This window comes from Roseococcus sp. GW821-FHT12F05 (genome assembly GCF_058806835.1).
Genome location: NZ_JBXAQB010000004.1, coordinates 258,627 through 273,413, shown reverse-complemented (window position 1 = coordinate 273,413; position 14,787 = coordinate 258,627). Strand labels below are relative to the sequence as shown.

At 71.8% G+C, this 14,787-nt stretch carries 11 protein-coding genes; 5 read left to right on the top strand and 6 right to left on the bottom strand.

Going from position 1 to position 14,787, the window contains the following annotated elements:
* Window positions 1–473 precede the first annotated feature (473 nt).
* From AC1ROY_RS13210 to AC1ROY_RS13190, 5 genes are all read left to right on the top strand, one after another.
* Window positions 474–1,190 carry a response regulator gene (locus tag AC1ROY_RS13210; protein ID WP_493149289.1) on the top strand — a complete coding sequence of 239 codons (717 nt, stop codon included), beginning with the start codon at window positions 474–476 and terminating at the stop codon, window positions 1,188–1,190.
* Between the two features lie 57 nt (window positions 1,191–1,247).
* Window positions 1,248–2,186, top strand: coding sequence for a cytochrome-c peroxidase (locus AC1ROY_RS13205; protein ID WP_493149288.1), 939 nt, complete (start codon window positions 1,248–1,250; stop codon window positions 2,184–2,186).
* Window positions 2,183–4,654: a two-component system VirA-like sensor kinase gene (locus AC1ROY_RS13200; protein ID WP_493149287.1), complete on the top strand. Its 2,472-nt coding sequence runs from the start codon at window positions 2,183–2,185 to the stop codon at window positions 4,652–4,654. The genes AC1ROY_RS13205 and AC1ROY_RS13200 overlap by 4 nt, the downstream gene beginning before the upstream one ends.
* 103 nt (window positions 4,655–4,757) lie before the next feature.
* Window positions 4,758–5,417 carry a hypothetical protein gene (locus AC1ROY_RS13195; RefSeq protein WP_493149286.1) on the top strand — a complete coding sequence of 220 codons (660 nt, stop codon included), beginning with the start codon at window positions 4,758–4,760 and terminating at the stop codon, window positions 5,415–5,417.
* Window positions 5,414–6,205 (top strand): YopT-type cysteine protease domain-containing protein, encoded by a 792-nt coding sequence (locus tag AC1ROY_RS13190; RefSeq protein ID WP_493149285.1) that lies wholly within the window; start codon window positions 5,414–5,416, stop codon window positions 6,203–6,205. The genes AC1ROY_RS13195 and AC1ROY_RS13190 overlap by 4 nt, the downstream gene beginning before the upstream one ends.
* Here AC1ROY_RS13190 and AC1ROY_RS13185 read toward each other — a convergent pair.
* From AC1ROY_RS13185 to AC1ROY_RS13160, 6 genes are read right to left on the bottom strand one after another with little or no spacing between them, the layout of a single operon-like run.
* The gene (locus AC1ROY_RS13185; RefSeq protein WP_493149284.1) at window positions 6,196–8,247 is read right to left on the bottom strand and encodes a type VI secretion system Vgr family protein; all 2,052 of its coding nucleotides are present in this window, start codon (window positions 8,245–8,247) and stop codon (window positions 6,196–6,198) included. The genes AC1ROY_RS13190 and AC1ROY_RS13185 overlap by 10 nt on opposite strands.
* Window positions 8,244–10,850 carry a type VI secretion system ATPase TssH gene (gene tssH, locus AC1ROY_RS13180; RefSeq protein WP_493149283.1) on the bottom strand — a complete coding sequence of 869 codons (2,607 nt, stop codon included), beginning with the start codon at window positions 10,848–10,850 and terminating at the stop codon, window positions 8,244–8,246. The genes AC1ROY_RS13185 and tssH overlap by 4 nt, the downstream gene beginning before the upstream one ends.
* Window positions 10,847–11,875, bottom strand: coding sequence for a type VI secretion system baseplate subunit TssG (gene tssG, locus AC1ROY_RS13175; RefSeq protein WP_493149282.1), 1,029 nt, complete (start codon window positions 11,873–11,875; stop codon window positions 10,847–10,849). Before tssG ends, tssH begins: the two co-directional genes overlap by 4 nt.
* Window positions 11,872–13,746, bottom strand: a complete 1,875-nt coding sequence (gene tssF, locus AC1ROY_RS13170) for a type VI secretion system baseplate subunit TssF (RefSeq protein WP_493149281.1) — start codon at window positions 13,744–13,746, stop codon at window positions 11,872–11,874. The genes tssG and tssF overlap by 4 nt, the downstream gene beginning before the upstream one ends.
* Complete coding sequence (gene tssE, locus AC1ROY_RS13165; RefSeq protein WP_493149280.1) at window positions 13,746–14,243, bottom strand: type VI secretion system baseplate subunit TssE; 498 nt, start codon at window positions 14,241–14,243, stop codon at window positions 13,746–13,748. The genes tssF and tssE overlap by 1 nt, the downstream gene beginning before the upstream one ends.
* A complete protein-coding gene (locus AC1ROY_RS13160) occupies window positions 14,240–14,773 on the bottom strand; it encodes a type VI secretion system tube protein Hcp (RefSeq protein ID WP_493149279.1) in 534 nt (177 codons plus the stop codon). Before AC1ROY_RS13160 ends, tssE begins: the two co-directional genes overlap by 4 nt.
* Between the last annotated feature and the right edge of the window lie 14 nt (window positions 14,774–14,787).

Sequence of the window (14,787 nt, the reverse complement as noted above, 5' to 3'; positions counted from 1 at the left end):
CCCCGTGATTTACATGCGTTCAAATCTATCCATGCCATCTGGAGGTGGGATGCCGCTGCGGGAACGATAGCGATGGAGGGACACCGGATCGCGAGGGTCCGGAGGGCCGGGCCGCGCTTTCACCGGTCCTCGCACCGCAACCGACGGGCAGGTCGCAGCGAAGTGATCACGGCTCATCGACGTGGATGTTACCGGCGTCACCGAAAAGCGCTGTTCCACCGGGAACAGACAGCGGCGATGCAGAGGCCCGATCATCACCGTCGTCCGCAAGGGCCACCAAGGGGCCTGCAAGTATTCGGATAACGCCGGCGACGCCCGAAGACGGCGCCCCGGCGAGAGTTTCACGGGTGGGGAACGAACAAGGAGTCCAGAGCAAGCAGGCGCGCCCCGCGCCGCCACATTCAGAGAAAGATAGGGCGAGACATATGTTTGTATTTGCGAATGCCACTCAACGGCAGGAGGGTACGACAACCTTGATCGCGCCAGCGCGGGTCCTGGTGGTGGAGGACGATCCGGCCCTGCGCCGGCTCATCATCGACTATCTCTCGGAGAACGGGCTGCGGGTCGCCTCGGCCGCCAGCCGGCAGGAGATGGAACGTGAATTCACGGCCGACGAGCCCCACCTCGTGGTCCTGGATCTCCGGCTCGGCGGCGAGGACGGGCTGGACCTGCTGCGCGCCGTCCGCGCGCGATCGGACGTGCCCGTGATCATCATCACCGGCCATCGCCGCGACGAGGTCGACCGCGTCGTCGGGCTGGAGCTCGGCGCCGACGACTACCTCACCAAGCCCTTCGGCCCGCGCGAGCTGCTCGCCCGGATCCGGGCGGTGCTGCGCCGCGACGCGGGGCGCGCGCCCACGCGGCGCGGCGGCCGCGACGTGCAGGTCTTCGGCGGCTGGCGGCTCGACCGGCGGGCGCGGCGCCTGAGCGACCCGCAGGGCGCCGATGTCCGGCTCACCAAGGGCGAGTACGCGCTGCTGACCGCCTTCCTCGATGCCCCCGGCCGGCCGCTGACGCGGGAGCATCTGCTGCAGGCGACGCGCGTGCACGAGGACATCTTCGACCGCAGCATCGACGTGCAGATCCTGCGGCTGCGGCGGAAGCTGGAGGTCCAACCGAACGAGCCCAGCATCATCCGCACGGAACGCGGCGTGGGCTACGTCTTCACCCTGCCCGTCGAGCGGGGCTGAGGCGCCTTGGCGCTGCACGGGCCCCGCAGGGGCGGCGTCCGGCGCATCGGTGCCTGGATGGGGCTCGGCCTCCTCGCCGTGCTCCTCCTGGGCGGCGCCCTCGCGCAGGGTCCCGCGCGGCCGCCGCGCGGGGCGGATGGGCAGGACCCCTTCTCGCCCCTGCCCGCCGCCGCGCCGGCCGATCCGGCGCGGCTGGCGCTCGGCGAACGGCTGTTCCACGACACCCGCCTCTCCGGCAACGGGACGCGCGCCTGCTCGTCCTGCCACGACATGCGCAGCAACGGCGCCAGCGGCGGGCGGCGCGACCTGTCGCCGGACGGACAGGAGCTGTTCCTCAACACCCTCACGGTCTTCAACGCCGCCCTCAACTTCCGGCTGAACTGGGAGGGCGGCCACCGAAGCCTGGAGGCGCAGGCCGAGGCGATCCTGCTGAACCCTCTGGTCATGGATGCCGACCTGCCGACCGTGCTGCGCCGCCTCGCCGCCGATGCCGAGATGGAGGCGGCGTTCCGCGCGGCCTATGGCCGGGCGCCGGACCGCGCCGCGTTGCTCGACGCGATCGCGACCTTCGAGCGCTCGCTCCTCACCCCCGGCAGCCGCTTCGACCGGTGGCTCGCCGGCGAGACGACGGTGCTGACCGCCGAGGAGCAGGCCGGCTACCAGCTCTTCCGCATGGTCGGCTGCGCCTCCTGCCACCAGGGCACGAATGTCGGCGGCAACCTGTTCCAGCGCCACGGCATCTTCCATCCCCTCGCCTCGCCGGAGCCGCAGCTCCTGCGGGTGCCGAGCCTGCGGAATGTCGGCGTCACCGCGCCCTATTTCCATGACGGCAGCGCGGCGACGCTGGAAGAGGCGGTCCGCGGCATGGGGCTCGCGCAGCTCAACCGCGTCTTCACCGGGCAGGAGGTGGACGCCATCACGGCCTTCCTCCGCTCGCTGACCGGTACCTGGCGCGGCGCCACCCTCACCGCGCCGCCCCCCGCGGCGCGACCGTGACGCGGCTTCCTCTCCTGGCCGCGGCGACGGGGCTTTCGCTCCTGGTCCTCACCTGGCTGCTGCTGCGCGGCTTCGACGACAATTCCCGGGCCTTCCGGGAGGCCTTCGCCGTGCTCGACCACGTGGAGCTCGCCGAGAGCAGCCTGCTCCGGGACGTGCTCAGCGCCCGGGCCGGAATCCTCCGCAACTACGATCCCCTGGTGAGCACGGCGCAGCAGCTCGAGGATGCGGTGGAGCAGCTGGGCCGTTCCGGCCTCGTGACGCCATCCCTGGTGGAGCGGCTCGCAAGCTGGCGCGAGAGCCAGGCCTCGATGCTGGAGGAGTTCAAGTCCACCAACGCCCTGCTGCAGAACTCGCTCGCCCAGTTCGGCCAGATCGCGCGGCGCCTCGCCCTGCCGGAGGACGGCGCGACGGCCGTGCCCGGCGCCGGCCCGCTGGCCTCGGCCATGCTGGACTTCGCGCTCCGCACCTCGCCCGACGGGGCGCAGGAGGTGCGGCGCGGGCTGGAGATGCTCGCCGCGACGCCCGCCCGGCCCGATGCCAGCGTGGAGGTCTCGGCGCTGCTGGCGCATGGCTACCTCCTGATCGACCTCATGCCCGTGGCCGACCGGAACCTGCGCGGCCTGCTCGCCGCGGCCAGCGAGCCGCAGCGGCTGGCGATCCGCGAGGAGCTGCTGCTGCGGCAGGAGGCGGTCCGGCGGGTGTCCCTGACCTATCGCCTGTCGCTCTACGGCGTGTCGGTGCTCCTGCTCGCCGGCCTGACCGGGCTCGGCTTCCACATCCGGGCGCACAGCCGGGCCCAGTCCCGCCGCGCGGCCTTCGAGCACATGCTCGCGGACATCTCGACCGGCTTCATCGCCACCGGCCCGGCCGAGGTGCGGGCGCAGGTCGAGCGCGGCCTCGGCCGCATCGCCGCGGAGCTGGGCGCGGCGCGCGCCTATCTCCTGCTCACCGGGCCGCATGCGCAGAACTATGTCTGGCAGGCGCCCGGGACGGCGCGGAGCGCGGGCTGGCCGGCCCGGGCCTGGTCGCTGGCCGCGCGGCTCGGCCAGGCCGGGGAGAGCATCCTGCGCGTGGCACCCGGCGACCGCCTGCCGGACGGCCTGCGGGCCGAGCTGTCCGGCGCCGGGCTGCACGGCTGGGTCGCCGCCCTCAGGACCGATCCGGACGGCAACCCGACCGCCCTGCTCGGATGCGACATCGCGCGGCCGGGCCTGAAGCTGCCCGCCACGCCCGACCTCGCGCCCCTGCGGCTGGCCCTCGACGCGGTGGCCAACCTCGTCGAGCGCGCGCGGCTGGAGCACGAGCGGCAGCGGCTGGAGGCGCATCTCCAGCAGTCGCGCCGGATGGAGCTGCTGGGCAGCTTCGCTAGCGGGATCGCGCACAACTTCAACAACATCCTCGGCGCGATCCTCGGCTACGCCGACATCGCGGAAGGGGCCTCCACCCCCTCGGATCCGCGCCGGAGCGAGAGCCTGCTGGAAATCCGGCGGGCCGGCGAGAAGGCGCGGGACCTGGTGACGCAGATCCTGGATTTCGGGCACGGCCGGGCGACGACCCGGCGCCCCGTCGGCGTGCAGGGCCTCGTCGAGGAGGCCGCCTCCCTGCTGCGCGCCTCGCTGCCGGAGGGCGTGGAGCTGAGGGTCGGCAGCATCCCCGCCTCGGCCGTGCTGTCCGGCGACGCGGCGCAGCTCCAGCAGGTGATCCTGAACCTGTGCGGGAACGCGGCCCAGGCGATGGGCGGCGCCGGCACCATCGCGATCAGCGTGGAGGAGCGCGAGATCACGCATCGGCGCCGGCTGGACCAGGGCCAGCTGATGCCCGGCCGGTACATCCTCCTCTCCGTCGCGGATACCGGCCGGGGGATCGATCAGGCGCTGCGCCGGCGGATCTTCGAGCCCTTCTTCACCACCCGGGCCGCCGGGCACGGGCTCGGCCTCGCCACCGTCCGCGAGATCGTGCTCGGCCATGACGGCGCGATCGGCCTGCGCAGCACGCCGGGACGGGGCAGCCGCTTCGACATCTGGCTGCCCGCCAGCCCGGCCGGGTCGGCCGTGGACGGCGCCGCGCCGCCGGAACCCGGATTCGGGGAGGGCGAGACGGTGCTGTTGCTGAATCCGCTCGCCGACCGGCTGGCCATCGAGGAGGAGATGCTCGCGATGCTGGGCTACGAGCCGGTCGGATTCTCCGGGACGGAGGAGCTGCTGCAGGCGATCCGCGCCACGCCGGACCGCTTCGACCTCGCCCTCCTCTGCGACCCCGGGCCGGCGGCATCGGCGCTGAGGCTGGCGGATGAGCTGCGACGCGCGAAGCCGGGCCTGGCGGTGATCCTCGCCGTGCCGGCCACCGGGCGGATCGACGCGGAGGAGGCCGCCCGCGGCGTCACGGACATCCTGCGATACCCGCCGGACAGCCACGAGCTGGCGCGGGCCTTGCGGGCCGGCCTCCAGGGCAGCCGGGCCGGATGAGGCGATGGCGTCATATCAAAAGTGCATGACCTTCAATATGTTATGGTAAAATTCGCGGCCTATGCTCGGTCTCCGGAAGATCCCCCGCGGCATGGAGACAAGCATGAAAGCCGGAGACCATTTTCGACTGGATTCCAGCTGGTGGAAGAAGAACCGGGCCGCGACCCTGTTGCCCACCGGCCTCACCAAGGCGCTGACCCGATACGAGGCGGCCAGGGGCGAGGTGTCGACCCTCGGCACGACAAGCCATCCCCTGGATGCCTGCATCGCCTTCGACAAGGCCGTCGAGGCGCTCGCGGCCGCCGACACCGCACGGAGGGCCGCTATCGCGCGGTGCACCCAGCCGCCGCACAAGGAGACCAAGGACGCGCTGAAGCGGGATGGGGCGATCCGCGACGCCCGGGCCGAGCTGACGGAGCGCTGCCTCGTGCCGATCCGGGAACGCCTGCGGCTGCTGGACGAGCAGCTGGAGACGCTCACATCCTGCAAGGGCAGCCTCAGCGCCGGGCTGGAGAAGGTCGACGGAAGAGAGCCGGCTGAGCAGGAGGTCACGGCGATCAGGGGCCTCTTCAACCGCCTGCAGCATCTGACGGACACGATGGGCACCAACCTGGACAGCCTGCCCAACGCCGCCCGGCTGTCGCGGATCGACGCCGAGATCGGCCGCCGGCGAACCGAGCTGGAACGGAACTACAAGCTGCAGCAGAGCTCGACCATCAGGTCTGCCGCTGGCCCCTACCTGTCCGGCCGCGACGATTCGTGAGCGGCCAGGCGGCGCCGCGCCTGCCAGCGTGGCTCGATGCGCTTTGCGGCTGCGTGGTGCCGGACCGGTGGCGGAGCAGGCCGAACCGGCCGGACCTCTCGAACGTCACTCATCTCGGCGACAAGGCGGAGGCCAGGAGGCGCATCGACGAAGCGCTGGCAACCTTCAACCGACGCCCTTACGACCTGGACGCCACCGCTGCGGCCCACAACCTCGCGCACCGTGTCGGCAACGGCGCCTGTGTCGGCCTCTCCACCGATTGGCTCAGGCGGCATCTGCAGGCTCCGCGAGCCGGATCGGACCGGCGGAGCGAAGACATGCAGCTGCTGGACAGGCTCACGGCGGCCTTGGATCTCCAGGAATCCTACGAGATGATGCGCCAGGACGCCCGAACCGGCCCGAATCCGCTGGACGCGGGCGAGGCCAACGCGACGGCCATCAGGCAGGCCCTCGCGGTGGAAGGCCTGGAGGCCACGCCGGAGAGGGATACGGTCCCCTTCGACAGCGCGAGGATGCCGGAGTACCTGAGTGAGCCTGGCTACAGGCTGCTGGCGCTCGGCGGGTACGGGGAAGGTCACGCCATCGCCGTCTATCGGCCGCCGGCCTGGAGCAGGACCCGGCGGCTCCGGGTCTTCGATCCCAACCTGGGAGAACTCGCGGTCGAGCCCCAGGATGTCGAGGACCTCTTCGACGCCATCAGGAAGTACTACGCCATTCGCGGGACCACCTACACCAGCGTGACCCCCTATCGGATCCTCCCGGGTCAGGCGCCGGCCGCTCAGGCCTGATCCTTCTCCGTCTCCGCCGCCTCGCCGGTCCGGCGGAACTGCGCCTGCACGGCGGCGCGCTTGACCGCCAGCATGGCCGGGCGCGCCAGCTGTGGCGGCAGGGGCAGCATCGGCGAGGTGCCCAGGATCGGTCCGTTGGCGAGCAGCCGGATGCCGCTGCCGCTGATCGTGATGCCGTCGGCGCCGATCAGGATGCTCTGGTCGCCGCCCGCGCCCACCACCCGCAGCGCGATCCCCTCGGGCGTGACCTCGATCCGGCTGCCCATGGGCGCACCGGGCCGGACGCCGCTCTCGAGGATGCTGGCGCCGGCCGAGCTGATCGCGGCGCCCTCCGCGGCCTCCAGGGCGAAGAGCCGCTTCACCTCCACCGTGTGGTTGCGCTGCGCGCGCAGATGCACGTTCTCGGCCCCCGCGCGGTCCTCGAAGCGGAGCTCGTTGTAGGCGGCCAGCGCGCCGCGGCCGTCCGTCCGGGTGCGGAAGGTGGAGCGCGTCGCCTGGTCGGGCAGGCTCTCCGGCGGCATGTTGGCGCCATTGTAGACCACGCCGACGACGATCGGCCGGTCCGGATCGCCCTGGAGGAAGTCGACCACCACCTCCTGGCCGACGCGCGGGATCACCAGCCCGCCGAAGCCCTTGCCCGCCCAGCATTGCGCGACGCGGATCCAGCAGGAGCTGTTCTCGTCGCGGCGGCCCTCGCGGTCCCAGTGGAACTGGACCTTGATGCGGCCGAGGCGGTCCGTGGTGATCGTCTCGCCCGGCCGGCCCACGACAACAGCGGTCTGCGGGCCGCTGCTGGGCTTCGGCGTGCGCAGCGGCGGCCGGAACTGGGTCGTGGCCGGCATCGCCTCGACGGTGCTGCGGTAGAAGAGCGAGGGATCGTCGCCCGCGGCGACCGCGCCGACGTCGCCCAGCACCTCGAACTCGACGCCGACCGCCAGGAAGCGCTCGTCCGGCGGCGGGGCCATGGCCTTGTCGGCAATGTCGAAGGGATTCGCGGCCCGGAAGATCGAGCCCGCCGAGACCTGGCGGGCGCTGCCCTCGATGCGGACGCGATAGGCACGGCAGGCGATCTCCTCGGCGCGGATTCCCGCCCGGAACTCGCCGTCGCGCCGCTCGGCGTAGCGGCCGGGGAAGGCGAAGGCCTCGGCCAGCGGCGCGCCGCCGCCGGGCACGGTCATGCCCTTCGTCGTGCCGATGCGCGGGCCGCTGCCGAGGCGGGGCGCCGGCGCGGCGGTGCCGCTCATCATGGGCACGCCGCCGGTGCGGACCGGCATGACCTCCGCCAGCGCCGCGAGTTCGGCCGTGGGCTTCTCCGGATCGTAGTCGTCGAGCACGACCTTGGCGCTGGTGAGCTCCACGCTCTCCCGCCAGTGCCAGAAGATGTCGTCGAGGTGGCGGAACTGCTTCAGGTTCTGGTGGGTCTCGACGACATCCGGATCGCAGGCCGGATGGCGCGCGGCGTCGTCGAGCAGCACGAGCTCGTGCCGCTGCTCGGTGTGCGTGAAGTGGTAGTAGATGCCGTCCTCCTCCAGGAGGCGGCTGACGAAGTCCAGGTCGGTCTCGCCATGCTGGACGCAATACTCCCGGCGCGGCACGCGGCCGCCCGCGCGGTTGACGAAGCGGCCCCGGTGCTCGCCGAAGATGGCGGCGGCGATCTCGAGGCTCGTCCGGTTCTGGAAGATGCGGTGGTTCCGGCGCCAGGCGAGCAGGCTCAGCCAGGGGCGGATCTCGGCCGCGTAGTGCGGGCGCCGCGTGTCGTCGAGGCCGAGATACTCGAAGCGCGTCACGATGCCGTTGAAGAAGCGCGCGTCGGCGCCGCGGAGCTTCATGCCGATCGTCATCGACTGGCCGGGAATGCGGGAAAAGCCCTGGATGGGATCGCGGCTCGCGATCTTCGCCTCGTAGCGGAAGGGCTCGCCGAGGCGTTCCGTCCCCTTGAAGGAGCGGAGGCGAACATCCTCCAGCGCGAAGGCCGCGGAGGTGACGGCCGCGAATCGGTTGTCGCGCAGGAGCTCGGAGACGGAAGGCGCGGTCGCGCTCACGCGCCGATCTCGGCGAGGGCCGGCGCGTCGGCATCGAAGCGGAACAGGAACTCGCCGTCCGCGACGTCGAGCCGGACGTCGCCGAGGCGCTCGCCGTCCCGCTGCGCGCCCAGGATGTAGCGGCTGATCCGCGGCAGGAGGCTGTGGGTCAGGATCGCGTCGATCATCCGCCCGCCGCTGTCCGCGTGCCGCGCGCGGGCGGCGATCAGCGCGACGACGCCCTCCGCATAGGTGAAGGCGATCCGGTGCGCGCGCTCCAGCCGCTCGGCGACGCGGTCGAGCTGCAGCCGCACGATCCGGTCCAGCATGGACGCGCTGAGCGGGTAGTAGGGCAGCGTGACCATGCGGCCGAGCAGCGCCGGCGGGAAGACGGCGAGCAGCGGGTCGTGCAGCGCCGCCTCCAGCGTCGCGGCATCGGGGCGCGTCGCCGCGCAGAGCTGCGCGATCTCCTCCGATCCGATGTTGCAGGTGAGCAGGATCAGCGTGTTGCGGAAGTCGACGCGCAGCCCCTCGCCGTCCTCCATCACGCCCTTGTCGAAGACCTGAAAGAAGAGCTTGTGCACGTCGGGATGCGCCTTCTCCACCTCGTCGAGGAGGATCACCGCATGCGGCCGGCGACGCACGGCTTCGGTCAGCACGCCGCCCTGGCCGTGCCCGACATAGCCGGGCGGCGCGCCCTTCAGCGAGGAGACGGTGTGCGCCTCCTGAAACTCGCTCATGTTGATGGTGATGAGGTCGCTCTCGCCGCCCAGCAGCACGTCGGCCAGCGCAAGCGCCGTCTCGGTCTTGCCCACGCCCGAGGGACCGCAGAGCAGGAAGACGCCGATGGGCTTGGCCGGATCCTCGAGGCCGGCGCGGCTGGTCTGGATGCGCCGAGCGATGGCCTCCAGCGCGTGGTCCTGGCCGACCACCCGCGCGGCCAGCGCATCGGCGAGCGAGAGCAGGGTGGCCGCCTCGTCCTTCAGGAGGCGGCCGGTGGGAATGCCCGTCCAATCCTGCACGATGGCCGCGACGGCGTTGCGGTCCACTTGGTCGAGCACGAGCGGCGCCTCGCCCGCCAGTTGATGGTGCTCTGCCTGCACGGCGGCCAGCGCCTCGCGCGTGCCCTCGCCGCGCCAGGCCGCGCGCGCCGCCTGCAACCGGGCCACGAGGTCGAGCTCCTCCTGCCAGCGGGCCTTCAGACGGGCCACCTCCGCCTGCTCCGCGAGCATGTCGTCCTCGATGCGGGCCAGGCGGACCTCCGTCTCCTCGCCCTTCCAGGCCTCGCGCCGCGCGATCTCGCCCTCCACGGCCAGCGCCTCCAGCCGCGCCTGCCGGTGGGACAGCGCGTCGGGGCGGGCATGGCGGCTCACGCCCACGCGGGCGCAGGCGGTGTCGAGCAGGCTGAGCGCCTTGTCCGGCAGGCGGCGGCCCGCGATGTAGCGCCGCGACAGCGTGACCGCGGCCTCCACCGCCTCGTCCAGGATCTCCACGCCGTGGTGCTTCTCCAGGACCGCGACCATGCGCCGCATCATCGCGATGGCCTGCGGGTCCTCCGGCTCCTCCACGGGGATGGCCTGGAAGCGGCGGCTGAGCGCGGGGTCCTTCTCGATGTAGCGCTTGTACTCGGCCCAGGTCGTGGCGCCGATGGTGCGCAGCGCGCCGCGCGCAAGCGCCGGCTTCAGGATGTTCGCCGCGTCGCCCGTGCCCTCCTGCCCGCCGGCGCCGATCAGCGTGTGCGCCTCGTCGACGAAGAGGATAACGGGGCGCGGCGCGGATTGCACGGCCTCGATCACCGCCTGGAGGCGCTGCTCGAACTCGCCCTTCACGCCGGCGCCGGCCTGCAGCAGGTTGAGGTCGAGCGCCAGCAGGACAACGCCCTGCAGGGCCGGCGGCACCTCGCCCGCGGCGATCTTCAGCGCCAGGCCCTCGACGATGGCGGTCTTGCCCACGCCGGCCTCGCCCGTGAGCAGGGGGTTGTTCTGCCGCCGCCGCATCAACACGTCGATCACGCGCCGCAGCTCCGCGTCGCGGCCGATCACGGGATCGAGCTTTCCGGCGCGCGCGTCGGCCGTGAGGTCCACGGTGTAGCGCGCCAGCACGCCCTGCTCGGCGGTCGCGGATTCCACGCGCGGCGCCTCGGCCGCCTCGGGCGAGCCCTGGGTGGTCGCATCGAATTCCGCGCGCAGCGTGTCCGGCCGCAGCTTGCGCAGTTCGCCCGAGATGCCGAGGAAAAGCGGCGCGAGGGAACGGTCCGTGAGGCCCGCATGCAGCAGGTGCCCGGAACGGATGCGGTCGCTGCCGAAGACCAGGCTGGCGCTCAGCCAGGCCTGCTGCGTGGCGTCCTCGACATGAACGGAAAGGTCCGACACGGCGCCGGCGCCGCGCGGCAGCGCGTCCAGCGCACGGGTGATGTCGCCGCTCAGCCGGGCTTCATCGACGGAGAAGTGCCGGAGGATCCGGCGCAGGTCGGAATCCGGCAGCAGCTCGATCTGATGCAGCCAGTGAACCAGCTCCACATAGGCATGGCCGCGCAGCCGGCAGAACCCCGTCGCCGTCTCCAGAGCGCGGTAGCAGGTCGTGTTGAGCTTGCCGAACAAGGTCTGGCGCGTGATGCCCGTCATGGCGAACTCCAGGGTGAAGGATGAGGTGGCGCCGTCGTCAGGTCGTCGGCATGGGCCGTGGAGCGCCGGCGGCCGAGCCAGGTGGTCCAGCCGAGCTTTCCCGTGCGCCCCAGCCGGGCGGCGGGCACGGCGTCGCGGTGCAGCACCAGGGTGACGCGCCAGTCGAGCTCGTCGCCGAGGTAGTTGCGGATCACGTCGGCCAGGGTGGTCAGGCCGGCGCTGCCGGGCAGCAGGTTCTCGTAACCGGCGAGGTCGAGCGGCCCGGCGATCACGCGGAAGCGGAGGTGATGGACCCGCAGCCGCGCGCCCAGCATGATGGTGCCGCCCAGCTCGCCATTCGAGCGATCGCGACCGAGATGCCAGCGCGAGGCCGGCGGCAGGTCGATCCAGTGCGCGGTGAATTCCCTGATACGGACGGGTGCGGCGACGAAGTCTGCAAGGATCGCCTCCAGCCCCTCCGCATTGCGGGTGTGCAGCGCGAAGCGGCCGGTGAAATGCAGCTTCGCGAGATCGGGCACGCTGTCGCGATGGCGCAGCGATGCCATGCCGAAGCCCGCAAGCGCACCGAGCTGCATCGCGAAGCGGTCCTCGCCGGGCCGGTCGTGGCTGACCGTCGGCTCGCTCTCCGCCCAGGCCCGGAAGAACAGGCTCGCCATGCGGTGGTGGAAGATGTCGGCGAAACCGGCGAAGCCCGCATCGCCGGCCTGGTGCAGCCGGGCGTGCGCGTATTCCGTCAGATGCGCCGGCAGCGGGCCGCCGGGACCGAAGAGGCCGAAGCCGAAGAGCCGCAGCCGCGCCGGCGCCCCGCCCTCCCCCGGCTCCAGCCCGGCAATGTCGCGCGGCGCGAAACCCATGCTCGGATGCTGGCCGATGCGGAGCGCATCCGCCGAGGGGTGGGCGGATTCCCCAAGCCTCGGCTGCGCCGGATGCAGCGCGTCGATCCGGCGCAGCAGCTGGAAGAGGTCGAAGGCCTCCGGCGCCTGCGACACCTCCTCCAGCAGCCGGCGAGCGTGCTCCGTCCTCACAGGATCTCCCGCCGCCCCGCCAGCATGGGCCAGCGCATGACCTCGCCCCGCTGGAGCGTCGTCAGCACCGTCTCGGTGAAGGCGTTGATCGACACGTACTTGGCGAAGAAGCGCGCGAGCACGGCCCCCAGCGGAAAGACGCCGACGCCCTCGAAGGCCGCCTCGTCCATGGTCACCTCGATCTCGAGCCCGCGCGCGATGGCGCCCTGGCCGCGGCCCGGCAGACGGCGGATCACCGGACGCGAGCGGATGTCGCGGATGCCGTCGATCTGGCGCGCCGCCGCAGAGTCCTCGCCGTCGAGGTAGAGGCGGAGCAGCTCTCGCAGCGCCTCGGCGCCGCCGCCCTCCTGGCCCGTGATCGACAGGTAGTTCAGCGAGAGGTGGCTGATCAGCTTCCAGGAGACGTCGCCCTGCGCCGGCGAGGCGCGCGGCCGGCTCGGCAGCCCGACGAACTGCACGGCGGCGACCGGCGCGCCGATCTCCAGCGTGAAGTCGGTCTCGCCGTGGCCGGGCTGCAGCAGCAGCGGCAGGTCGCGGTTCGAGCAGAGGGCGCGGATGGCGAGCTGCCGCAGCGATCCGGAAAAGGCCGAGGCCGACTGGTCGACCAGCGCGACATAGACCTCACTGCCGACATAGCCCGTGCGGGTGCCGTGGCGCCGCTGCTGCTCGGAGAGCAGCCCCGCCTCGCGCCGCAGCGTGTAGTAGCTGTCATGGCCGCCGCGGCGGCCGTGGTCGCGGAGGTTGTAGAAGGGCCGGAACTCGATGGCCTCCGTCGAATCCTCGCCGATCCCGAGGATGCGCAGGATCGAATGCAGCTCGAGGTCCTGGCCGCGCAGCCGGTCGACGACGACGCGGTGCTCGTGCCGGCGGTCGCTGATGTCGACATGGTCGGCATGGCGCTCGAAGAGGTTCACGGCGGGCGTCGTGAAGAGCAGCAGGCTCTGCGTGCCGAGCTGGCGCTGGAGCCGCGGCTCGGCGCGGCGGAGCACGACGAGCAGGTCCATCTGGTCCTCCGCGTTGCGCAGCACCGCGTCCGCGAGGCCTGATATCTCCAGGCCGAGCGCGCGTTCCGGCAGGGCGAAGACCTCCTGCAGCAGGCGGTATCCGTCGAAGGAGCGCGGCATCGGGGGAAGCAGCGCCTCCTCCGCTTCCAGCCCGGCATGACGCAGGGACGAGGCCGGCATCACCTCCTGCCAGGCGAAGGGTCGCGCCGTCGGCCGCGTGACGACGGCGACGGCATCCGCCAGCAGGTGCATCGCGAGCAGCGCGCCGGTGCCCCCGCGCCCCAGGCAGTGCAGGGCCAGCGTCTTCAGTGCGAGGCGATCGAAGGGCAGCCCGTTGGTCGTGCGCAGGCGGATGCGCAGCACGCCGCGCGCCTCCGGCTGCCGCGGCAGGTCCAGCGCGGCGAGCTGGCCGGGCTCGCCGTAATAGTCGACGTCGGTGACGGCGATCGGCCAGAGCCAGACGTCCTGCGCCGTGCGGAACTCGCAGGGCGTCGAGCCGCCCGGCGGCAGCTGGCTGAACAGCCGCGTGCCGCGTGGCACCAGGTAGCCGCGCTCGAGCCGCCCGGCCTCGGCATCCGGCTCGAAGCGCACGATGCCCATCGAGGGGACGGGCGCCAGGAAATGCGGATAGACCTGCTCCAGCAGGTGCTGGGTGAAGGCGGGGAAGCGCGCGCGGAGCTTGTGCTGGACACGTGCGGCCAGGAAGGCGAAGCCTTCCAGCAGGCGCTCGACATAGGGATCGGCGACCTCGTCGCCCTGGAGGCCGAGGCGGCCCGCGATCTTCGGGAAGGCCTGCGCGTATTCCGCGCCCATGCCGCGCAGGAAGGCGAGCTCCTCGTTGTAGAGATGCAGGAAGGCCGGATCCATCAGAGGCCCCCGTGCGGCATCTCGACGACGCGGATGGAATCCACATCCGCATCCACCTCGGTGCGCATGATCATCCGCAGCGGCATGGGCTCGGCCCAGAGGTCGGCCTCGATGCGGAAGTGCAGGCCGCCGCTGCCGTCCAGCACCGCCACCTTGAGCGTCGCGGGCAGCAGCCGCGGCTCGAAGCGGCGCAGGCTCGTCACGATGCGCTGGCGCAGCGTGTCCGTGTCCAGCCCCTCGCGGCTCAGCCCATGCGGCGTGGCGACGCCGTAGTTCAGCGTGCTGGAGGCGATCTCGGGATAGGGCCCAAGATCGGTGGTCGCGGCCAGGCTGCCCGCGTTGAGCAGCCAGGTCACGTCGCGCAGGATCGCCTGGCGCAGCCGGCGGACCGAGAAGACGCGCTCCTCCCGGCCGTCCGCCTGCCGCTGCGGATGCTCGTCGGTGAGCCGGTCGAGCAGCGACGGCTGGACCAGGTCCTGCCTTGGGCTTCGGGTCACGCGATGAGCTTGTTGAAGTCCGTGCTGTTGGCGACCTGGTTCCAGACCGACTCGCCGCCCGCCGTGAGCTTTCCTTTGTCGTCCTGCTTGCTGTAGGTGATCTTGCAGGCTCCGAAGCGGAAGGTGACGGTCTCCTCCGGCATGGCCTCGCCATAGGCCCATTCGACCTTCTCGACCGCCATCATGTTGAAGGTCCAGTGCAGGAACAGGTTGGACTGGTTCGTGTTCTCGCCGGCGCCGGTGGCGCGGAAGAGCTTGAGCTCGACGCCGTTGAAGTGACAGCCGCGGCCGCAGGCGACGAAGAGGCTGGGCGAGGCCGTGTCCACCGACTTCTTGGCGGTGAAGACCTCGAACTCCGCCTTGCCGAGGCCGGCGCCGCCGGTGTGCGGGCCGATGTTCAGCTTGTTCTCCAGCGAGAAGCCCCAGCCGTCGGCGAGCGTGATTCCATCGTCGCAGAGGACGGATTCGCCCTTGGGCCGGAAGCCCTCCTTGCAGTCGCGGGGGAAGTACAGAACGGCGTCGAAGGCCATGGCTGTTCCTTTCT

Bases quoted from the DNA above. Each gene is read 5' to 3' on its own strand.
- AC1ROY_RS13205 (WP_493149288.1), top strand. From the start codon at position 1,248: ATGGGGCTCGGCCTCCTCGCCGTGCTCCTCCTGGGCGGCGCCCTCGCG.
- AC1ROY_RS13195 (WP_493149286.1), top strand. From the start codon at position 4,758: ATGAAAGCCGGAGACCATTTTCGACTGGATTCCAGCTGGTGGAAGAAG.
- tssH (WP_493149283.1), bottom strand. From the start codon at position 10,850: ATGACGGGCATCACGCGCCAGACCTTGTTCGGCAAGCTCAACACGACC.
- tssF (WP_493149281.1), bottom strand. From the start codon at position 13,746: ATGGATCCGGCCTTCCTGCATCTCTACAACGAGGAGCTCGCCTTCCTG.
- AC1ROY_RS13160 (WP_493149279.1), bottom strand. From the start codon at position 14,773: ATGGCCTTCGACGCCGTTCTGTACTTCCCCCGCGACTGCAAGGAGGGC.